This window comes from Streptomyces curacoi, assembly GCF_001513975.1.
GTDB classification, from domain to species: Bacteria; Actinomycetota; Actinomycetes; order Streptomycetales; family Streptomycetaceae; genus Streptomyces; species Streptomyces curacoi.
This window is the reverse complement of sequence record NZ_KQ947986.1, coordinates 267,235-287,631: the sequence shown is the minus strand read 5'-3', so window position 1 is coordinate 287,631 and position 20,397 is coordinate 267,235. Positions and strand designations below refer to the sequence as shown.

Below are 20,397 nucleotides of genomic sequence, written 5' to 3'. Positions count from 1 at the left end.
CAAGGACTGATGATGTTCGACTCCGTGCGCGACGACCTGCGCGCCACCCTCGACGAGATCCGCGCCGCCGGCCTGCACAAGCCCGAGCGCGTCATCGACACCCCGCAGTCCGCGACCGTCAACGTCTCCGCGGGCGGCCGACCCGGCGAGGTCCTGAACTTCTGCGCCAACAACTACCTCGGCCTCGCCGACCACCCCGAGGTGATCGCCGCCGCCCACGAGGCCCTCGACCGCTGGGGCTACGGCATGGCCTCCGTGCGCTTCATCTGCGGCACGCAGGAGGTGCACAAGGAGCTGGAGGCCAGGCTCTCGGCGTTCCTCGGCCAGGAGGACACGATCCTGTACTCGTCCTGCTTCGACGCCAACGGCGGTGTCTTCGAGACGCTCCTCGGCGAGCAGGACGCGGTGATCTCCGACGCGCTGAACCACGCGTCGATCATCGACGGCATCCGCCTGTCCAAGGCCCGCCGCTTCCGGTACGCCAACCGTGATCTGGCGGACCTGGAGGCGAAGTTGAAGGAGGCGTCCGACGCGCGGCGCCGCCTCGTCGTCACCGACGGCGTCTTCTCCATGGACGGCTACGTCGCCCCCCTCCGCGAGATCTGCGACCTCGCCGACCGCTACGACGCGATGGTCATGGTCGACGACTCCCACGCGGTCGGCTTCGTCGGCCCCGGCGGGCGCGGCACCCCCGAATTGCACGGCGTCATGGACCGCGTCGACATCATCACCGGCACCCTCGGCAAGGCCCTCGGCGGCGCCTCCGGCGGCTATGTGGCCGCCCGCGCCGAGATCGTCGCCCTGCTGCGCCAGCGCTCACGGCCGTACCTCTTCTCGAACACGCTGGCCCCGGTGATCGCGGCCGCCTCCCTGAAGGTGCTCGACCTGCTGGAGTCGGCGGACGACCTGCGGGTGCGCCTCGCCGAGAACACGGCGCTCTTCCGTCGCCGGATGACGGCGGAGGGCTTCGACATCCTGCCCGGCGACCACGCCATCGCGCCCGTGATGATCGGCGACGCGGCGAAGGCGGGCCGCATGGCGGAGCTGCTGCTGGAGCGCGGCGTGTACGTGATCGGCTTCTCCTACCCGGTCGTGCCGCAGGGCCAGGCCCGCATCCGTGTCCAGCTGTCCGCCGCGCACTCGACGGACGACGTCAACCGTGCCGTCGACGCCTTCGTGGCGGCCCGGGCGGAACTGGAAGCCTGACCTCCGGGCGACCCCGACATATTGCGATAATCGATCCCATGATCGAAGCGCGGCGGCTCCACATCCTCCGTGCGGTGGCCGACCACCGCACGGTGACGGCGGCTGCCGCCGCGCTGTATCTGACCCCGTCGGCGGTCTCCCAGCAGCTGACGGCCCTGGAACAGGAGACGGGTCACCGCCTGGTGGAGCGCGGCGCCAAGGGCGTCCGGCTGACCCCGGCCGGCGAGATCCTGCTCAGTCACACCAACGCCGTCCTCGCCCAGCTGGAGCGGGCCGAAGCCGAGCTGGCGGCGTACAGCTCGGGCGCGGCCGGCACGGTCACGGTGGCCTCCTTCGCGACCGGCATCGCCCTGGTCGTGGCGCCGGCGGTGGCCCGCCTCGCCTCGACGTCCCCCGGTATCCGTATCCGCGTCCAGGACGCCGAGGGCGATGCCAGTCTGCCGATGGTGCTCGACCGGCAGGTCGACATAGCGGTCGCCGTCGAGTACCGCGGGGCGCCGCCCGCCGACGACCCCCGCCTCACGCACGTACCGCTCTACGCCGAGCCCTTCGACGCGGTCGTCCCGGTCACCCACCGGCTCGCCGACGCCGACGAGGTCCCGCTCGCCGAGCTGGCCAAGGACGCCTGGATCGGCCCGTACCCCGGCAATCCCTGCCATGACGTGGTCGTGCTGGCCTGCGAGAACGCCGGCTTCCAGCCTCGCCTCGAACACTCCTCGGACGACTTCCGCGCGGTCGTCGCCCTCGCCTCGGCCGACGCGGGCGTGGCCCTCGTGCCGCGCTCGGCCCTGCGCGGCATGGATCTGGCGGGAGTCGTCGTACGGCCCGTGGACGGGGTGGCGCCCACCCGCCGGGTCTTCGCGGCCATACGCAGGGGCGCCGAGGAACATCCGCTGATCCGGCCCGTGCTGGAGGCGCTCGGGGAGGCGGCGGGGGAGTGAGCTTCCCGTAACACCGCTGTTTCAGATATGGGATAACGTCCCGGATATGAAACAAAGCGCAGATGTCGGCGAATCCCCGGACGCGGTCGACGCCCGCCTCGGTGCCCGCCTGGCCGAGTTGCGGGCCGAACGCGGCTGGTCCCTGGGGGAGTTGGCGGAACGCAGCGGTGTGAGCCGCTCGACCCTGTCCCGGGCCGAGCGGGCGGAGATCAGTCCCACCGCCTCGTTGCTGAACCGCCTGTGCCATGTCTACGGCCGGACCATGTCCCAGCTGCTCAGCGAGGTCGAGTCCGAGCCGGCGCTGGTGGTACGGGCGGCCGAGCAGCCGGTCTGGGAGGACCGCGCCTCCGGATTCGTCCGGCGGTCCGTGTCACCGCCGCACGCCGGGCTGCGTGCCGAACTCGTCGAGGGGCGGCTGTCTTCGGGCGCCGACATCGCGTACGACCGGCCGCCCGTGCCGGGGTTGGAGCAGCACATCTGGGTGCTGGAAGGGGCGCTCGACGTGACGGTTCAGGAGACCGAGCACCATCTCGTCGCCGGTGACTGTCTGCGGATGCGGGTGTGGGGGGCGACGCGCTTCCGGTGTGCCGGGCCCGAGGCGGTGCGGTATGCGCTGGTGGTGGTGCTGCCGTGATGGTGACGCGCCTGGACGAGGCCCGACTGCTGGAGCGGGCAGAGGACTTGACCGGCCTTCTGGTGGACACCGTGGAGGACGGCGCCTCCATCGGATTCCTCGCTCCCCTCGACCGTACGGCGGCCATGGCCTGGTGGAAGGAGCGCGCGGGCGCCGTTGCCGCCGGGCAGTTGGCGGTGTGGGCGGCCTGTGAGGGCGGGCGAACGGTCGGCACGGTCGGCCTGGCCTTCTCCGACAAGCCCAACAGCCGCCACCGTGCCGAACTGGTCAAGCTGATGGTGCACCGGGACGCGCGCGGGAAGGGCCTCGGCCGCAGACTCCTGACGACCGCCGAAGAGGCGGCGGCCCGCGCGGGAGTCACCCTGCTCCACCTGGACACGGAGACCGACAGCCTCGCCGAGCGCCTGTACGGCTCGGCCGGCTGGACCCGGGCGGGGGTGATCCCCGACTACGCGGCGAGCCCGGCCGGGGTGCTGCGGCCGACGACGATCTACTACAAGTACGTGGGTGCAGCCGCTCTCACCAGGTGATTGTCAGTGGCAGCCGCTACGGTGCGTCTCATGCCGGATGCCGAAGACGTACGCCGTATCGCTCTGTCCCTGCCGGACACCACGGAGAAGATCGCCTGGAGCATGCCCACGTTCCGGGTCGCGGGCAAGATGTTCGCCACGCTGCCCGAGGACGAGACCTCCATCGCGGTGCGCTGCCCCAAGGAGGAGCGCGACGAGCTGGTCCTGGCCGAGCCGGGGAAGTTCTGGATCGCCGACCATGAGGCGCAGTTCGCGTGGGTGCGGGCCCGGCTCGCCGCCCTGGAGGACGAGGGCGAACTGCGCGACATCCTCGCCGACTCCTGGCGACAGGCGGCCCCGTCCCGCCTGCTGGAGGCGTACCCGGAGTTGGGCCTGTCGGCCGGAGGGTGATCGCCCGCTCCGTGCAGGAGAGCGCAGGAGAGTGATCACCCCGCTCCGTATGAAAGTGATCCCCCCACGCTCTGTACGAAGGGGTGCGCGACCGCATAAAGGGTGCGCGACCACCGACCCGAGTGCGGTATTGTTTCCATGCGCGTTCGGCCGGGGGAAACCCCAGGTCAGGACGGCACCGGGACGTGGCGCAGCTTGGTAGCGCACTTGACTGGGGGTCAAGGGGTCGCAGGTTCAAATCCTGTCGTCCCGACTGGAGACAGTCGCAGGTCAGGGCCGGTTTCGGAGGCATCCGAAACCGGCCCTTGATCATTCTTGGGGACCAGTTGGGGACCGGCGTCCTTGACCGAGGTCAGCGGGTCACGACGATCGGGCTCGGCAGCGAGCGCGGTGCGCGGAGCACAGACCCCAGTGCCACTGACCGGCACCGTCCTGCCCCGGTGAAACCAGCCAGCCACTGCATCGATCTTGAGCCGAGTGAGCGAAGCCGGCTCTGCGAGCCCTCGCCTGCCGCGCGAGCGGCGCGGCAGGCGAGGGCTCATCGCAGGCGTAACACTGCCCGCGACTGGTGGGAGCCCGCGGTACCCAGTGGCCGACGCGCGACCTGCTGGAGCTGGTCTGGGCCGACGGCGGATACACCGGCAGCCTCGTTGAGTACTGCCTGGCTGCGTTGGCGCTGGTGTTGGCGATCGTCAAGCGCAGCGATGGTCGGAAGGGGTTAGTGGTGCTGCCTCAAGCGGTGGATCGTGGAGCGGTTCTGCGCCCATCTGATGCGCACTCGCCGCCTGGCGCGTGACCACGAGCGCCGCACGACCAGCGCGGAGGCACTGATCTACTGGTCCATGATCCTGCTCATGGCCCGCCGCCTGGCCCGGCCACGCCCGCAGCGAGGGTGAACCGGCCCGGCGCAGGCTTGGCGAGCCAGCTGCGGGCGACCAGGCGTTTCGCTTTCGACCGCAGCGACTCCGCCGCTGGCAAGGCCAGAACGGGCGTCGGGCTCCGTTCGCGTGAATTGCGGTCCTGTCCGGGTGCCACAGTCGGTGTCTGCCTGGATGCGCGCCCATCGTGGATCCGGCCCGCCGACCAGGGCCGCTGCTCTCCGTACCTGGGCCTGCTGCCCGGTGTCCGGGCTCACCGCGAAGGGGACGACCTGTGGAGACCGACCGACGAGAAGTGCTGAGGAGCGGAGCGGCCCTTGCGGCCGCCGGGAGCCTGATCGGTCTGGGCGGCGGTGCGGCCGCTGCTCGCACCCGCTCCGATGCAGCCGCCGACCGTCCGCCCGTCGCGGGTGAGGGTGTCGAGCCGGCCGCGTGGCGCGAACTGAGGCGGTGCCTCAGTCCTGCGGCAGCCCTGTACCGCCCCGGGATTCCGGAGTACACGGCACAGGCCACGCCCGACAACCAGCGTTACGCCTCCGTCCGTCCGGCCGGCGTCCTTGTCTGCGCGACCGAGGGCGACGTGGCCGCAGCGATCCGGTGGTGCGCCAAGCACGGAGTGCCCTTCGCCCCTCGCTCCGGCGGACACAACTACGCGGGCTACTCCACCACCCCCGGTCTCGTGATCAGTCTGCGGGCGCTGAAGGAGGTGGCGCCACAAGGGCGGCGCCTGCGCCTGGGCGGTGGCGCCACCAACTCGGACGTGTACGCGACCCGTGCGGCGAACCTGTACTTCCCCGGTGGGCGCTGCCCGGGAGTGGGCGTCGCCGGGCTGACGCTCGGCGGCGGGCTCGGTTTCAACGACCGTAAGTGGGGCCTGACCTGCGACCGGCTCACCGAGACCCGGGTCGTACTCGCGGACGGGACGCTGGTTCGCGCGACCGACGACGAGAACGCCGACCTGTTCTGGGCCTGTCGGGGCGGGGCCGGCGGCAACTTCGGCATCAACACAGGCTTCGTCTTCGAGGCCGTGCCTGTCGGCCGACTGCGCGCCACCGTCTTCGATCTGGCTTTCGGCCTGCACGCGGGCGTCCGGGTGATGGAAGAACTGCGGCAGATCCTCGACGCGGACCGGGGCGACGACTTCGACGTGCGGATCGGCTTCAAGCACGCCGGCGACGGCAGCACCTCGCTGGTGCTCCTCGGGCAGCGACTCGGCGACGAGGACACCCTGCGCCGCCTGTTCACACCCCTCCTCCAACTGCGACCGACCCGGACCTTCATCACGGAACGCGGATTCTGGTCCGCGCAGGACTACCTCATGGAAACCCCCGGAGCGAAGGACGCCTACGCCTCCAAGTCTCTCGTCCCCGACCGATGGCCCGATCCCGACACAGTGGCCGCTGTGGCCGACTGGACCCGGGGCTGGCAGCCGGGGCCCGGCATGGCCACCGGCTACGTGACCCTGTTCGCCATGGGCGGCGAAAGCGCCACGCCCCGCCCGGACGAGACGGCCTACCCCCATCGCAGTGCAACCTTCGTAATCGACGTCGGCACCCACTGGAAGCCCGGCACCCCGCCGGCCGAGGTCCGCGCCCTCCTGCAACAGACCCGCTCCGCCCACCACATGCTCCGCCGCCGCCTCTCCACCCGCGCGGCCTATGTCAACTTCCCCGACCCGGACCTGCACGACTGGCAGCATGCCTACTACGGAATCAACTACGACCGCCTGGTCGCCGTAAAGCGGCGATACGACCCCACCGGCCTGTTTCGCTACCAGCAAGCCGTCGGCGGTCCCCGCAGCTGAGACCGTCAGCCCCATGGCCCCGGCGTCGAGGACTCAGGCCCTCGACCGTCCTGTCGTTCCGGGGCGGAGAGAGAAGCGCCGGGCCGCCCCGGCACAGGCCATCCCTGCAGAGCTCTCGACGGCCGCTGCCGGCGCGGAAACAGCCGCGCACGCCCCCGGTGTAGCAGGACACGCCGTCGGCTCGGACAGGGACGACGATCAGGCGGTGAGGCTGCGCCAGGGCCACGAACACCACCTGCCGGAGATTGCCCTCCCCGCTATGCGCTACGGCCGCGCAACGACCGCAGCTTCCGGGCTCGGCGGGCAATCGCGATGCCGAACTCTCTACCACGCCGCCGACTTGAAACAGTCAGCCTGCAACCGCACGCGAGTCGCAGTCCACAGCGGAAGTGGACGTCCAAGGAGGCACTCACGCAGTTCACGCATGCGCGATGCGCGAGCGGACCATCCAGCACGAGACGTCATGGGCGGGATCGAGGGCACCGACGAGTTCGCGTTCCACAAGGGGCGGATCTACGGCACCGTCCTCGGCGACGTCGAGACCCCCAGGCCCGTAGACGTCCTACCAGGCCGCGAGACGGTGCGGGCGGTGGCCGGGCCGACGCCGAACAGGGCGGCGGCCGGCAGTGGGCGCTGCTCCGCCTCACCCGCGGGCGCATCATCGTCCTCGACCCGGCCCCCCTGCACGATGAAGCCGGATAGCCCTGGACGGGGAGCAGAATCTCGTCGTGCACGGGTCCCCGGGGCTGCCACGCAACCACGGTCGGGAACGGCCGGGCCCCGGTGGCACGCGGGACCCTGTCGGGGCGGGCTGCCCGGCATCCGGCAGGGGCGCGCGCCCCTGCCGGATGCCTGCTCGGTCTTCTTGACCATGGACTTGCCGCAGCAGCACGTCGGGCTGTGCTGGCCCGTGCAGGTCGGCGGGGCCGCTTTGGTCACGGTCAGCTCGCACCCGCACCTTCACAAGGCCGTCCACACCTTCGTCACCGGCGCTCTCGCTGCCCGTAGCGGCCCCGGCCCCGGACAACGCCACGTCGCCCTCCGCCCCGGCCGCCACGCCGACGTCGGACCCCTTCCCGGCAAGGACGCCTACGGCCGATAGATCCGGCAGTCGCGCACGAAGACTGGAATTCTCGCCTTGCCCTTGGGCCGTCCCTTCGTATTCCCTCGGAAGGCCGCCGGGTACCCGGCGGTCCGGCGGGAAACGGCGGTCACGAGCCAAGCTCCACCGTCGTGGTGACCCGCACGATGGTGGGTTTCCGGGGGACCGAACCGAACCCGAAGCGCACGGGGGGCTCGACGGGTGCCCCGGCACCGAGGTCGTGGCCCTCCAAGACCGCCGACACCGCGGCGACCGGCCGCAGATCCCGCACGCCGTACCACTCGCGGCGGCCGGCACCGGCGCTGCCGCGGGTCCGCACGCCGGGTGGGATCAGGCGAGCGGGCCAATACGTCAGCGCACTCCACACCGGACGGGCGGCGAATGCGCCGGGCACGGCCCGCAGGAACATCCCCTGGACCCCTCGTGGGCCGATGGTGAAGCGCAGGGCGAGTGACCCCGCGATGACCGTCCAGGTGTCGTCCGCGACGCTCACGCGGACCGGCACGACGTGCACCCTGTCGAAGGTGTAGGTGCTGCTGACGAAGTCCGCCGTCCGGCGCGAGGGGGCCAGGAGCAGCCGTTCCCCGTCGGCCCGCTCGATCATCGCGTCGCTGAACGGCCCGAACGGCGACCGCTGCCAGTACCCGAGCACGATACGCGTCCCGGAGGAGGAGCCCATGCCCGCGATCCAGCCGTCGAAGCGCAGCCGCGGGCGCCGTCCGGGTGTGCCGCGCGTCCGGCTCATGGTCCTACTCCCCGTAAAGACCTGGCGTCGGGACACACGGTCTGGACACTCCCAGCCGCACGTGCCGAACCCCTTGAGAGAAGTGCACCAGGGGCTCGGCGGTGGGCGCGGGAAGGCCCGCGGCGGTGGTCAGCGTCTCGTCGAGCACGTCGACGGCGGCACGCGAGAGCGGCCAGGGTTCATGCTCGACCGGCGTCTCCCAGAGCATGCCGAGCCGGCGTGTGTACGCCCGCCAGCGCGAGGTCAGCCATACGTCACGCTCTGTCGGGCTGATCGGTTCGCCGGGGCGGACGACCAGTCGGTAGGAGACTTCGCCGCCCCATCTCGAACCCGTGTAGGAGACGGCATCGCCGTTCACGGATACGCTCAGGGTGCCCGGGTTGTACGGGGCGCCGACGGCCCGGGCCGCCAGCATCAGTGGCCAGGCCACCTCGATGGACAGGAACCAGAGCCCGTCCCGCCCGTTCCGGTGCCGGACATAGGTGCGCAGGTTGGTCTCCGCGAACGTCGGGAGCCCCGGCACCAGGGCGGGCACCCCGGGAGGGCGCACGTCCGCCATGACGAAGGGGGTGAGCCCCACCCACGCCGCACCCTCGTACTCGTCCACGATCAGTTCTTCGGGCAGCAATACCTGGACCTCGTCCGGAGGGTAGGGCCAGTGGACGAACGTCTGCCTCAGCCAGCCCGCCTGCAAGGCCGGAACGCGCACTCGCTGCTCAGCTCCATACGCGACCACAGACGTCGAGTCCCCTGCCTTGGCCAGCGAAAACGTCCAATACTTGCGCAGCCTGCCGGCCTCTGGCTCGGAGCAGCGCGACTCGCCAGCCGTTACAGTCGGCAGGGCCGCGGGACGCCGGGCGAAACGCCGAGTATCCCGCGCGGATGATCTTCCTGGTCTTGTGGATCAAGGACAGTAGGCGGACTTCCTGGTGATGAGTCCCCGCTCCATGTGGGCGACGGCCGAAAAGGTCAGGTGACCGCACTGCTGCTTTCATCGGCCGGAGTTTTGGCCACGCCGCTGGCCGGACGTCGGCGATGGAAGCATTCTCCGTCTACGGCTATCCGCGGCGGGCGCGGCGGTCCAGCCACCGTGAGAGCCAGACCTGCGATGGTGTCCTGTGCGACGAGCGCGGCCGGCAGACCAAGAATCCGAAGAGGCGGGCGTCCCTCTTCGTACGGTGCGTCCCCGGCACGGCCAGGGCGAGATTGAACGCGCCGTACCGCAACAGCGGCAGCAACGTCGCGACCGTGGTCCGCAGCGCGGGAGTGCGGGCCGTATCCGGGGCCGAATGTGTGTCCCCGATTCCAGTCGGCGGCCCACGGTGCCAGTGCGGTGGCCACCGCACTGGCGCGCAGCAGGGTCCTGCCCCAGGTCGGTCTCATCGGCTCTCCGCACAGTGATCGCGGAGGCGGCCGCAGCGCCACCAGGCCACCAGCCAGCCGGTTTGCATCGCCGCGTCCACCAGGTAGGTGGGGCGGATACGGCCCTGCGGCACGTAGACCAGGTCGATTGCGAGCAGCGTCGCGGCTGTGCCCAGGCCGGTGCGGCGTGCCCGGGCCAGGCCGGCCGGTCCAGACGGGGCGCGCAGCAGGCTCCAGCCGCTGGTGGCCAGCAGCCCGGCGGTCGTTTGCTGCAGCCAGTCGTCCGTCTGTGATCTGGGGAGGCCGGCGCGCCAGATGTTGGCACCCCTTCCAGCCGCCGCTGCTGGTCGAGCAGCGGCGCCTGATCCTGGTCGACCTTGAGGTACACCGGGCGCACGACGGACGTCGACCGCTCACTGCGTTCCGGAGCTGAGGGCGGACGACATTCCATCGCCGGAACAGCGGCGGCCGACATCGTCGACCGGCGGGAGGCCGTGTACCGGGGCGCCTGCGCGACGGCCGGATGGCAGAGCTCGCTGAACGGACGTCCCGTCCGATCGGCCCCAACGGTCGCCGTGTGCCCCGGGTAGGTCTGGGGGCCGGATCAGGTCATGTCCGAGCCTCGTAGCAGGAGTTGTGCCACGGCCATGCCGGCGACCACGATGGCCGCCCGGAACGGCCACCGGCTCTGGGCCGCCGACGGCAGAGCCGTACCTGCGACCGCGACGATCCCGGCCGCGGCCCCCAGTACCCAGTCCGGGGTCTCCGCCGCGCCGGGCGGCCCCGCGGCGACCACGCTCACGGCCGCCAGCATGACGAGCGGGGTCAGCCACCGGCAGGCCGGGCGGCCCAGCCGCTGCGGCAGCCCGCGGACTCCGGTCGCGAGATCGTCCTCGATGTCGGGAAGGACGTTCACCAGGTGCGCCCCCATGCCCAGCAATGCCCCCGCTGTCACCGCCCACCAGGCGGGCCAGGACGGCGATGGCAGACCGAGGGTGACGAAGGCCGGCAGCGAGCCGAAGCCCACGGCATACGGCAGGGGTGAGAGCACCGTGTGCTTCAGCCGCAGGTTGTAGATCCAGCCCGCGGCCACGCCCGCCAGGTGTGCCGTTCCCGCGGCGGCGCCGTTCAGCAGTGACAGTGGCACGCACAGTCCAAGGGCCGTCCCAGCCGCGACAGCCGCTACCCGGGGCGGGAGTTCGCCGGTGGCCACCGGCTTGTCGGAGCGCCCGCATACCGTGTCGCGCTGCGCGTCGAGCGCGTCGTTGCACCAGCCGACCGAGAGCTGGCCGGCCAGCACGGCCGCGGCCACCGCCGCCGAGCCCGCCGCCCCGCGGTCTGCAGCCACGGCCAGGGCGGTCACGAACACCGTGACGGCGAGCGCCGGCTCCGGATGGCAGGAGCGCAGCAACACTGGGAGGCGGTGCGTTGTGCGCGAGAGAACCCCAGACGGGTGGAGAGACACGTAGGCACGGTAATCGGGCATCCCGGGCGAGGAAGGCATGAACGACATGCGTGTCCCCGTGATCGTCGATCCTGCCCCTTCCCCTCCCACTGCGCCGCGCCGGACGACCGTGCCTCCCGCGGCGACCACGATCGCCGCCGTCCGCACCGCGCTGCCGCCGCACCGATACGCCCAGGACGACCTCACCGAGCCGATCGGCGACCTGTGCCTGCCCCCGGGGGCGGATCGCGCCGTGCTGCGCCGCCTGCATGCGTCCGCCGGGGTGCGCACGCGTCATCTCGCCCTGCCGATCGAGCGGTACGCCCATCTCGGCGACTTCGGGCAGAGTAATGACACGTGGCTGGCGGCGGGCCTCGAACTGGGCGAGGAAGCCCTCACCGGCGCGCTGCAGGCGGCGGGGCTCGGACCAGCCGATGTCGACCTCCTGGTGTGCATCACCGGCGTCGCCGCCCCGTCGCTCGACGCCCGGCTGGCCGGGCGCATCGGACTGCGGCCCGACGCCAAACGGCTTCCGGTGTTCGGCCTGGGCTGCGTCGCGGGTGCCGCCGGCCTCGCCCGGATCCACGACTACCTGCGCGGCCACCCCGACGACACCGCTGTGCTGCTCACCGTCGAACTGTGCTCGCTGACGCTCCAAAAGCGCGACGACTCCCGCGCCAACCTCGTCGCCGGCGCCCTGTTCGGTGACGGTGCGGCAGCGCTCGTCGCACGCGGAAGCGGCAGCGTCGGGCCGGGCGCAGCCGGGCCCTCGGTGGTCGCCACGCGCAGCCGCCTGTACCCGGACACCGAACAGCTCCTGGGGTGGGACATCCGCGCCAGCGGATTCCGCGTCGTGATCGACGCCGGTGTTCCCGGCATCGTGCGGGAACACTTCGGGCGGCACCTGCGTGCCTTCCTGGCCGAACACGGCCTCACCACCGACGACATCGGGACCTGGCTGTGCCATCCGGGAGGGCCGAGGGTCCTCACCGCCGTGACCGACTCCCTCGGCCTGCCCGGCGACGCTCTTGACTCCGCGCGGTGTTCCCTGGCGACGGCGGGGAACATGTCCTCCGTCTCCGTACTGCACGTCTTGCAGAACACGTGGGAGTCCCGTCGGCCCGAGCCAGGTACGTGGGGGCTCCTCATGGCAATGGGCCCGGGATTCTGTTCCGAACTCGTCCTGCTGCGCTGGTGAGTGAGTGGTCCTCATGTTCCTCATGCCGTGGTACACGCTGCTCGTCCTCGCCGTCGCCGCCGAACGCGTCACCGAACTCGCCGTCGCCCGGCGCAACGCGGCCTGGACCCTCGCCCGCGCCGGTGTGGAGCACGGCCGTGGCCACTACCCGGTCATGGTGGTCCTGCACACAGGACTGCTCGCGTGCTGTCTGCTCGAACCCGTGCTCGCCGACCGACCGTTCGTGCCCGCTCTGGGGTGGCCCATGCTGGCGCTCGCCGCAGGGGCCCAGGCTCTGCGCTGGTGGTGCATCACCACGCTCGGACCGTACTGGAACACCCGGGTCATCGTCGTTCCCGGAGCGCGCCTGGTCGGCGCCGGGCCCTACCGTTTCCTGCGCCACCCCAACTACCTGGCGGTCGTGGTAGAGGTCGCCGCCCTGCCCCTGGTGCACTCCGCGTGGCTGACCGCGACGGTGTTCAGCGTCGCCAACGCGGTGCTGCTCACGATTCGTGTCCGCTGCGAGAACGCGGCCCTCACCCATGCGGTGCCCGCGTGAGCGGCTGCCACGACCTGCTGATCGTCGGAGGCGGACCCGCCGGCCTCGCGACCGCCCTGTACGCCGTTCGCGCCGGCCTGGACACCGTCATCGCCGAGCCACGCCAGGCGCCGGTCGACAAGGCGTGCGGTGAGGGGCTGATGCCCGGCGCCGTCCGCGCCCTCGCCGCCCTCGGCCTGGAGGTCCCCGGCCACCCCATCGCCGGCATCCGCTACATCCAGGGACCCCACCAGGTCCAGGCCGCATTCCGGTCCGGCCTGGGCCTCGGTGCGCGCCGCACCGGCCTGCACAGCGCCCTGCACCGGGCCGTCCTGGACGCGGGAGTGCCGGTACTGCCCCTGCGGGTCGAGGACGTACGGCAGGACGCCGTGGGCGTGACCGTCCCCGGCACGGGGCTGCGCGCCCGGTGGCTGGTCGCCGCCGACGGCCTGCACTCACCCGTGCGCCGCTGTCTCGGCCTGGGCGTGAAGACCCGGGGGACACCCAGATACGGGCTGCGCCGGCACTACGCGGTGCCCCCGTGGTCGCCGTACGTCGAGGTGTACTGGGGAGCCGAGGCAGAGGCGTACGTCACCCCGCTGGGCCCCGCCCTGGTCGGCGTCGCCTTGCTGACGGCCCGGCGAGCCCCCTTCACCACCCAACTCGAGAGCTTCCCCGACCTGGCGGCCCACCTTCCTGCGGGAGCGGCCGTCACCGCGGTGCGAGGCGCGGGACCGCTGCGCCAGAGGGCCCGTACCCGCTCGTACGGAAGGGTCCTGCTCGTCGGCGACGCCGCCGGATACATCGACGCGCTGACCGGTGAGGGCGTCTCTCTCGCCCTCAGCGGCGCTGAGGCCCTGGTCGGCAACGTGCGCCGCGGCACACCGAGCCGCTACGAGACCGACTGGAGACGAGCGACCCGCCACCACCGTCTCCTGACGGAACTCCTGGTCACGGCCCGGCAGCAGCCCGCACTCGCCCCGCGCATCGTGCCCACGGCCACACGCCTGCCACGCCTCTTCGCGGCAGCGGTGAACGCCCTGGCATGAGACTGGGCCGCTACCGGAAACGGCCACATCGCCCCGTCACCGGTCGCCTACGCCCGGCGCGCCACGGAGAAGGCCGAGCCAGGTGGTGAAGCACGGGCCCAGCGACGGGACGGATGCTCCGGCCCGAGGGTGCGCTGGGGGCGGAGCCTTCGAAGGAGATACCGCTGACGCCGAGCGGGGTGCCGCTGGGCAGCTCGAGCACATTGATCGCGTCGGCCGCTGCGCATGAGGACGCCGGCAGGTGATCGGCGCCGGCCGATGTGGCACTCGGCGCAGCGGGGATCGTCGGCGGCGGCGCAGAGGCAGCTGGCGATGGCCAGCCTTGATTGTGATCACTTCAAGGTATTGGAGGATCCGGGTGGGGCCGAGGCCGAGGTCGGCGAACGCGGCGATGCGCAGGCGGCCGTGGTTGCGGCGCCGATCCCGCTGCCCATGACTTCGCCCACGAACTCTGTCCTGTCGCCCATTGATGGCGGCGCCTGAACGTTGCACGGCCGCCCTCACACGCCTCCGTCCCCCATCTGGCGGGCCGCCGCGGCCGTCGCCAGGCGGCCCACCCTGGTATGTGACACGCTCCTGGAAACGGGGCCCGCATCAGGCCGTCGCCGCCAGGCCGCCAGGAGCTGACCAGTCGGCACAGCCCTGCGGAGAGATTCCTCGAACCATGAGGCAGCTGCACCGCGCCACCTGGTCACCGGCAGCCAACGGGTCCCGCCCCTGCCAGGGCAGCATGCGCCTACCGACGCCTTCCGTAGGCGCCTCGGTCAGCCGGCGGACGGCGACCGCAGTGCCCAAGCCCCTGTAGCTCGGCGGGAGGTAGTGCTCGGCACTGTCGTCGGCGAAGCAGCCGAGCCCTGAGCGGACACCAGGTTTGGCTCAGATGAATGAAAGGAGCACTCGCACATGGGGCACGGAGGAAACGTCATCCAGGAACTCACAGCGGACCACCGGGAAGTGGACGCGCTGTTTGCGCAGATGGAAACCCACGCCGGAGCTGACCCCAAGCGCCGTGAGCTGGCCGATCATCTGACCATGGAGCTGGTACGGCACTCGGTGGCCGAGGAAGAGCACCTGTACCCGGCGGTCCGCCGGTACGTCGACGGCGGTGACGACCTCGCCGACAAGGAGATCGCCGACCACAGCGAAGTGGAGCGGCTATTGAAAGAACTGGAGGACCGCCAGCCCGGCGACGCGGAGTTCGACACCCTCATCGCACAGCTCAAGTCCTCGGTCGCCGCACACGTAAGGGACGAAGAAGATCGCCTGTTCCACCTGCTGGCCGATGCCTGCCCCCCGGAAACACTCGATGAACTGGGCGAAAAAGTACGCAAGGCCAAAGAGACCGCCCCGACCCGCCCGCACCCCGCAGCCCCGGACACTCCGCCGCTCAACAAACTCCTCGCCCCCGGAACCGGAATGGTCGACCGGCTTCGCGACGCGCTCACCGGGCGCGGCAAGCAGGACTGATACCGGAGCCGAACACAGCATGGGCGGGCCGGGCGCACTGAGCACGACTTCACGGCCCATCTACGCCGAACTCGTCAGCCACTCGAGGTGAGGTAACACGGCATCCGGTACGGACGGGCGTCATAACGGTTGGCCGCCGGTCCTGCCGGCCCTGCCGGCCCTGCCGGTTGGCCGGGGGGGGGCACCGTTCGGTGACCAGACTGTAAGATCCGCCGACGCGATACCACAGAGGCTGTCATCGGGGCCCTGCAGCAGGACGTCGCCTTGGTCACGTACCGATGTTCGGTGAGGCTCCGCTGCGGTCGCAGATGACACGTCTTGGAGCTTCGTAGCCAGCCGCCGGCGTCGTACGGTGATCTTCTCAAGGGGGCTGGTTAACAGGGCTGGGTGCTCTGCCGCGCCTGGGCTGTCAGTCGTTCCTCCCGTTATCCACAGCGTGGATAACGAGCCTCGGGCGGCAAGCCCTCCGTCGGTCGCTCACGGGCGAGTTTGGACCTAGACACGGATCGAGCATGGCTCGATCCGTCCGGAACCTATTGGTCTACGGGCAGGCAGATACCCACGCTGTTACCACTGCCCTGGGGACCATTTGGGGACCACACGGTGCTCGCGACCCTGAACAGCACGCGCGGGGACGCACCTTCTGCACCCTCTTTCTGCCTGATATGTGAGGTAGTTCCCATGGCCCTCACTCCTGGGGTTCAAGGGGTCGCAGGTTCAAATCCTGTCGTCCCGACGGTGTTGACCAGCGGGTTTGCCGATCATGGCAGACCCGCTGGATGCGTTTTCGGGACCCGTGACGGCCTCCCGCGTCAGCCGATGTGGGCGGGTCACTCGTAGGTGGACGCCTCCTGGGTACTCGCCGCGGGGTGAAAGGAGGTCCCAGATGAGCACGGTCAAAGAAGCAGTGGAAGTCGAGGTTCCGGTCCGTATCGCCTACAACCAGTGGACGCAGTTCGAGGAGTTCCCGAACTTCATGGAGGGCGTCGAGGAGGTCACGCAGGTCGACGACCGCCACAATCACTGGACCACCAAGATCGGCGGGGTCCGCAGGGAGTTCGACACCGAGATCGTCGACCAGCTCCCTGACGAGCGGATCACCTGGCGGACCACGAGCGGCGACACCCAGCAGAAGGGCACGGTCCGCTTCCAGCGTGTGGACGACACCCACACCCGGGTGGAGCTCGTGATGGACGTCGAGCCGAGCGGAGCCGCCGAGAAGGCCGCGGACATGCTGGGAACGATCGACCGGCGCGTCAAGGGAGACATGCGGCGCTTCAAGGACTTCATCGAGCACCGGGGTTCCGAATCCGGAGCCTGGCGCGGCCGCATCAAGCCCGGATGACAGGACCGACTCGATGACACATCGGTGAGGGCCGCGCCGTCAGGGCGCGGTCTTCCCCGCGATCCTCACCGGGGCCCGCCGGGCTGCCGTACTCGGCTCACGCGGCGTTCTCCGCGAAGCGGTCGAGCAGTGCGTCCAGGCCTGCGTCCAGGCCTGCGTCCAGGCCTGCGTCCAGGCCTGCGTCCAGGCCTGCGGCCAGGCCCTCCGGGCCGCCCCGCTCAGACCTGAATCCTGAGACAGGGCTCTCAGACCGAGGGGCGGCAGCGACGCAGCTCGGCGGCCGGTTCGCCCGTGACGATCTCCTTCGCGACCAGTCGTCCTGCCGTGGGGGCCAGGGTGACCGCCGAGTGCAGGACCGCGACGTACACGGATCCGTCCGGAGTGAGCGGGCCCAGCAGCGGCCCGCCGACCGGGACGGGGCGGGCGCCGATGCGGGAGTCCAGGACGCGGCAGTCGTCCGCACCTTGGAAGGCCGCTCGTAGACGGCGCAGCGCGGTGTCGCCGGAGGACGTCACAGGGACGGTCATCAGCAGGTGCCCCGGCCGCTCTTCCCGCACCTCGAAGTCCGGCCCAGCGACAATGGTCCGCACCAGGCCGGGCGGTGCCGCCAGCCGCACCAGACGAGCGGGGGACGCGTCGATGGGCAGCTCGACGCCCAGTGGCGCGATCAGTGCGGGGACCCCGGTACCGGCCGCCAGCACCACCGTCGACGCCGGATGAAGTCCGGCGGACGAGATCACCCCGGTGACCCTCCGGCCGGTGGTCCGCAGGGCCACCCCCTCCGCACCGAGCACCACCCGCGCGCCCAGCCCGTGAGCGGCCCGCACCAACGCGCCCGTGACCGCGACGGCGTCCACCCCACCGTCGGACGGCGTGTGCACGGCCCGGTCGGGAGGCAGGCACAGGCCGGGTTCGAGCGTCCTGATCTCGTCGGCTCCCACCAGGAACCGGCCCTCGCCCGGGCCGGGCCCCGCCGACGCACCGTCCCATGCCAGCGAACCGCTCCAGCGCACCGCGACGTCCGGGAGTTCGGCCTCCAGACGCCGGTAGTCAGCCAGGACCGAGCCTCGCAGATCCTCGGCGCCACCGGGCCAGTCCCCGCTGCAACCCCCGATCCACGCGAAGGAGCCCCCGGTCACCCCGGCCGCCGGTGCGGTTCCCCGGTCGATCAGCGTCACGGGCGTGCCACGCCGCGCCAGGTGGTAGGCCACGGACGCGCCGACGAGCCCGGCGCCGATCACGGCGACGGACATGCCCGCGGCCCCCTCGCCGGTCAGATCACGCAGCCCACATGCGCCAGCGCCTGCTTCAGCAGCACCCCGTGCCCGCCCGGCATCTCGCTCTGCACCGCCGGGGACAGGGCCTCCTGCGGGCTGAACCAGACCAGGTCGAGGGCGTCCTGGCGGGGGCGGCAGTCGCCGGTGACCGGGACGACGTAGGCGAGGGACACCGCGTGCTGACGCGGGTCGTGGTACGGCGTGATGCCATGCGTCGGGAAGTACTCCGCGACGGTGAAGGGCTGGAGGGAGGTCGGGACGCGGGGCAGTGCCACCGGGCCGAGGTCCTTCTCCAGGTGGCGCAGGAGGGCGTCGCGGACGCGCTCGTGGTGCAGCACGCGGCCGGAGACCAGGGTCCGGCTGACCGTACCGTCCGGTCCGATGCGCAGCAGGAGGCCGATGCTGGTGACCTCGCCGCTGTCGTCGACGCGCACGGGCACGGCCTCGACGTACAGGATCGGCATGCGGGCGCGTGCCTGCTCCAGCTCGTCGGTCGTCAGCCAGCCGGGCGTGGTTTCGGTCATGTCAGACATTGCTTGATCATACTTTCCGGGAATTGCGAACGCTCTGTCGCGGTGCCGACGGGATGCATGCAGGGAGTCGTCCGCCAGGAAGGTGTCGAAGCACGGCCGGGCGTCAGGGTTTCACGGCGACCGCGCCGTACTGCGGCACCGGGGTGGCAGAGTCGGGGGCACGCCACTGCGAGCAGGACACCATGCCCGGCTCCAGCAGCTCCAGGCCCTCGAAGAACGCGGCGATGTCCTCGCCGCTGCGGGCCGTGATCGGCGGCGTGGCGTTCTCGTTCCAGAACTTCATCGCCGGGATCTGGCCCTCGCCGCCCAGCTCGGAGTCGAAGGTCGGGTGCGTCAGGACCAGATGGCTGCCGGAGGGGACCGCGGCCAGGACACGCCGTACGATCTCGCGGGCCTTGTCGTGGTCCAGGACGAAGTTCAGGATGCCCAGCATCATCACCGCGACGGGCTCGGTGAGGTCCAGGGTCCGCGCGGCGCGTTCGAGGATGGCGTCCGGGTCGTGCACATCGGCGTCGATGTAGTCGGTGACGCCCTGACGGGTGCCGGTCAGCAGCGTACGGGCGTGCACGAGGACGATCGGGTCGTTGTCGACGTACACGATCCGTGAGTCGGGCGCGACCCGCTGGGCGATCTCATGGGTGTTCTCCGCCGTCGGCAGCCCGGTGCCGATGTCCAGGAACTGCCGCACACCACGCTCCTCCGCCAGGAAGCGCACCGCCCGGCCGAGGAACTCGCGGTCCGCGCGGGCGATGTCCCGGATGATCGGGAACATCCCGGCGACATGCTCGCCGACCTGCTGGTCGACCTCGTAGTTGTCCTTGCCGCCGATCCAGTAGTTCCACACGCGCGCGTTGTGCGCCACACCGGTGTTCAGCTTCGCCGACCCGCCCGACGGGGTGTGGCCATCGCTCACGACTCGTCCTCTCCTCGCACGTACGACCGAAACCGGCCATCGCCGCCATTGTGCCGTTCCGTTGATCACGCTGTCCCGGGAATCGGCACAGCGGTCACGGAGGCCGGCGCACGCGAGGGGAAGGAAGTGAGGTCGGCGCACGCGAGGGAACGGAAGTGCCGTGGGCGTCACTCGACTTCGGACGGAGCGGGCTTGGGCGTCCGTCCGGCCAGGACGTCCTTCAGACGCTGGGTGCCCTGCTTCACCGCCTGTTCGACGGAGTCGTCCTCGTCCCCGTCGAGGCCGCCCGCCGTGACGGTGATCGCGTCGTTGCCGACGCGTACGGCGGCGACGTCCAGGGTCAGCGTGGCCTGCGCGCCCCCGGTCGTGCCCCGCACCGTCACCCGCAGCCCCTCACGGGCGTCGCCCACCTCCGGCAGCGAGGTCTCGATGACCTGGACGGTGCGCTGTTCCCCGTCGTCGGTCACCGTGAACCGGTCGCACTTCCGCGGCAGGGCCGCCAGCCAGTTCAGGGAGTCCTGCGGATCGGTCCGGTCGTAGGAGGCGACCTGGTACAGCAGGCGCGAGTCGTCCTGGGTGAAGCCGCGCAGCGCCGACGCTCCCGACGGCCTGCCCAGCAGGTCGTCGTCGAAGAGGGAGTCGAGGAGCCGCTGGCAGTCCGCGGTGTCGGCCTTGGCGGTGAGGAAGTCGGAGACGTCGACCGTGCCGATGAGCAGGCTGTCGTGCCAGTTCTCGGCCTCCGTGTCCTTGACCTGCGTCCAGTCGTCCTCGATGTCCGCCTCGGTGATCAGAGCCCGTTGTGCGCCGGCCTCGCCGAGGGTGGCGGTGGGGGAGGGGGTCTGCCGCTTCTGGGCGACGGGTGACGCGGAGACGCCCGCGGCCCGCGAACCCTCGGTGTCACCGTCGTCCGAGCAGGCGGCGGTGGCCAGCAGCGCGCCGGCCGCCAGAGCCGAGGAGAGAACGCGGGCAAGCCGGGACGGACGACGGGTCATCGCAGGTGCCTCCTGAGGACGTGACGCGTGTCCCCAGCGCACCACCGGACCCCACGGGCCACCAGCGGCA

At 71.1% G+C, this 20,397-nt stretch carries 20 protein-coding genes and 1 tRNA gene; 14 read left to right on the top strand and 7 right to left on the bottom strand.

Going from position 1 to position 20,397, the window contains the following annotated elements; genetic code table 11:
• The first annotated feature begins 12 nt into the window (after window positions 1-12).
• The 8 genes from AQI70_RS11045 (at window position 13) to AQI70_RS11010 (ending at window position 6,383) form a co-directional block, all read left to right on the top strand.
• The gene (locus AQI70_RS11045; RefSeq protein WP_037885725.1) at window positions 13-1,206 is read left to right on the top strand and encodes a glycine C-acetyltransferase; all 1,194 of its coding nucleotides are present in this window, start codon (window positions 13-15) and stop codon (window positions 1,204-1,206) included.
• A 38-nt stretch (window positions 1,207-1,244) separates the two neighbouring features.
• A complete protein-coding gene (locus AQI70_RS11040; protein ID WP_003996232.1) occupies window positions 1,245-2,147 on the top strand; it encodes a LysR family transcriptional regulator in 903 nt (300 codons plus the stop codon).
• A gap of 46 nt (window positions 2,148-2,193) precedes the next feature.
• Complete coding sequence (locus tag AQI70_RS11035) at window positions 2,194-2,781, top strand: helix-turn-helix domain-containing protein (protein ID WP_062147004.1); 588 nt, start codon at window positions 2,194-2,196, stop codon at window positions 2,779-2,781.
• A complete protein-coding gene (locus AQI70_RS11030; RefSeq protein ID WP_062147002.1) occupies window positions 2,781-3,311 on the top strand; it encodes a GNAT family N-acetyltransferase in 531 nt (176 codons plus the stop codon). The genes AQI70_RS11035 and AQI70_RS11030 overlap by 1 nt, the downstream gene beginning before the upstream one ends.
• A gap of 30 nt (window positions 3,312-3,341) precedes the next feature.
• Window positions 3,342-3,701, top strand: coding sequence for an MmcQ/YjbR family DNA-binding protein (locus AQI70_RS11025; RefSeq protein WP_062147000.1), 360 nt, complete (start codon window positions 3,342-3,344; stop codon window positions 3,699-3,701).
• A 179-nt stretch (window positions 3,702-3,880) separates the two neighbouring features.
• Window positions 3,881-3,954, top strand: a tRNA-Pro gene (locus AQI70_RS11020).
• Window positions 3,955-4,471: 517 nt separating this feature from the next.
• A complete protein-coding gene (locus tag AQI70_RS40620) occupies window positions 4,472-4,597 on the top strand; it encodes a hypothetical protein (RefSeq protein ID WP_208607337.1) in 126 nt (41 codons plus the stop codon).
• A gap of 256 nt (window positions 4,598-4,853) precedes the next feature.
• Complete coding sequence (locus tag AQI70_RS11010; protein WP_159042646.1) at window positions 4,854-6,383, top strand: FAD-binding oxidoreductase; 1,530 nt, start codon at window positions 4,854-4,856, stop codon at window positions 6,381-6,383.
• Between the two features lie 1,211 nt (window positions 6,384-7,594).
• On the opposite strand, the gene AQI70_RS11000 is transcribed toward AQI70_RS11010, so the two are convergent.
• The 3 genes from AQI70_RS11000 to AQI70_RS10990 form a co-directional block, all read right to left on the bottom strand.
• Window positions 7,595-8,230: a hypothetical protein gene (locus tag AQI70_RS11000; protein WP_062146992.1), complete on the bottom strand. Its 636-nt coding sequence runs from the start codon at window positions 8,228-8,230 to the stop codon at window positions 7,595-7,597.
• A gap of 4 nt (window positions 8,231-8,234) precedes the next feature.
• Window positions 8,235-8,939 carry a YqjF family protein gene (locus AQI70_RS10995; RefSeq protein ID WP_167358898.1) on the bottom strand — a complete coding sequence of 235 codons (705 nt, stop codon included), beginning with the start codon at window positions 8,937-8,939 and terminating at the stop codon, window positions 8,235-8,237.
• 1,257 nt (window positions 8,940-10,196) lie between these two features.
• Window positions 10,197-11,096: a UbiA family prenyltransferase gene (locus tag AQI70_RS10990; protein WP_062148270.1), complete on the bottom strand. Its 900-nt coding sequence runs from the start codon at window positions 11,094-11,096 to the stop codon at window positions 10,197-10,199.
• Between the two features lie 7 nt (window positions 11,097-11,103).
• Here AQI70_RS10990 and AQI70_RS10985 point away from each other — a divergent pair, with 7 nt between their 5' ends.
• From AQI70_RS10985 to AQI70_RS10960, 6 genes are all read left to right on the top strand, one after another.
• On the top strand, window positions 11,104-12,234 hold the full coding sequence (locus tag AQI70_RS10985; protein WP_079051281.1) for a type III polyketide synthase: 1,131 nt from the start codon (window positions 11,104-11,106) through the stop codon (window positions 12,232-12,234).
• 22 nt (window positions 12,235-12,256) lie between these two features.
• Window positions 12,257-12,772, top strand: a complete 516-nt coding sequence (locus tag AQI70_RS10980; protein ID WP_062148267.1) for an isoprenylcysteine carboxyl methyltransferase family protein — start codon at window positions 12,257-12,259, stop codon at window positions 12,770-12,772.
• Window positions 12,769-13,800, top strand: a complete 1,032-nt coding sequence (locus AQI70_RS10975) for an NAD(P)/FAD-dependent oxidoreductase (protein WP_062146986.1) — start codon at window positions 12,769-12,771, stop codon at window positions 13,798-13,800. Before AQI70_RS10980 ends, AQI70_RS10975 begins: the two co-directional genes overlap by 4 nt.
• 312 nt (window positions 13,801-14,112) lie before the next feature.
• Window positions 14,113-14,283 carry a hypothetical protein gene (locus tag AQI70_RS10970; RefSeq protein WP_159042645.1) on the top strand — a complete coding sequence of 57 codons (171 nt, stop codon included), beginning with the start codon at window positions 14,113-14,115 and terminating at the stop codon, window positions 14,281-14,283.
• 420 nt (window positions 14,284-14,703) lie between these two features.
• Window positions 14,704-15,267: a hemerythrin domain-containing protein gene (locus tag AQI70_RS10965; RefSeq protein ID WP_062146982.1), complete on the top strand. Its 564-nt coding sequence runs from the start codon at window positions 14,704-14,706 to the stop codon at window positions 15,265-15,267.
• An 886-nt stretch (window positions 15,268-16,153) separates the two neighbouring features.
• A complete protein-coding gene (locus tag AQI70_RS10960; RefSeq protein WP_062146980.1) occupies window positions 16,154-16,612 on the top strand; it encodes an SRPBCC family protein in 459 nt (152 codons plus the stop codon).
• A gap of 245 nt (window positions 16,613-16,857) precedes the next feature.
• Here the strand turns inward: AQI70_RS10960 and AQI70_RS10955 are convergent, their stop codons facing one another.
• From AQI70_RS10955 to AQI70_RS10940, 4 genes are all read right to left on the bottom strand, one after another.
• Window positions 16,858-17,865 carry an NAD(P)/FAD-dependent oxidoreductase gene (locus tag AQI70_RS10955; protein ID WP_062146978.1) on the bottom strand — a complete coding sequence of 336 codons (1,008 nt, stop codon included), beginning with the start codon at window positions 17,863-17,865 and terminating at the stop codon, window positions 16,858-16,860.
• Between the two features lie 20 nt (window positions 17,866-17,885).
• Entirely contained in the window at window positions 17,886-18,413 is a 528-nt protein-coding gene (locus AQI70_RS10950; protein ID WP_062146976.1) for an NUDIX hydrolase family protein, read from the bottom strand.
• Between the two features lie 112 nt (window positions 18,414-18,525).
• On the bottom strand, window positions 18,526-19,335 hold the full coding sequence (locus AQI70_RS10945; RefSeq protein WP_062146974.1) for an SAM-dependent methyltransferase: 810 nt from the start codon (window positions 19,333-19,335) through the stop codon (window positions 18,526-18,528).
• Window positions 19,336-19,502: 167 nt separating this feature from the next.
• Complete coding sequence (locus tag AQI70_RS10940) at window positions 19,503-20,327, bottom strand: hypothetical protein (RefSeq protein ID WP_062146972.1); 825 nt, start codon at window positions 20,325-20,327, stop codon at window positions 19,503-19,505.
• Between the last annotated feature and the right edge of the window lie 70 nt (window positions 20,328-20,397).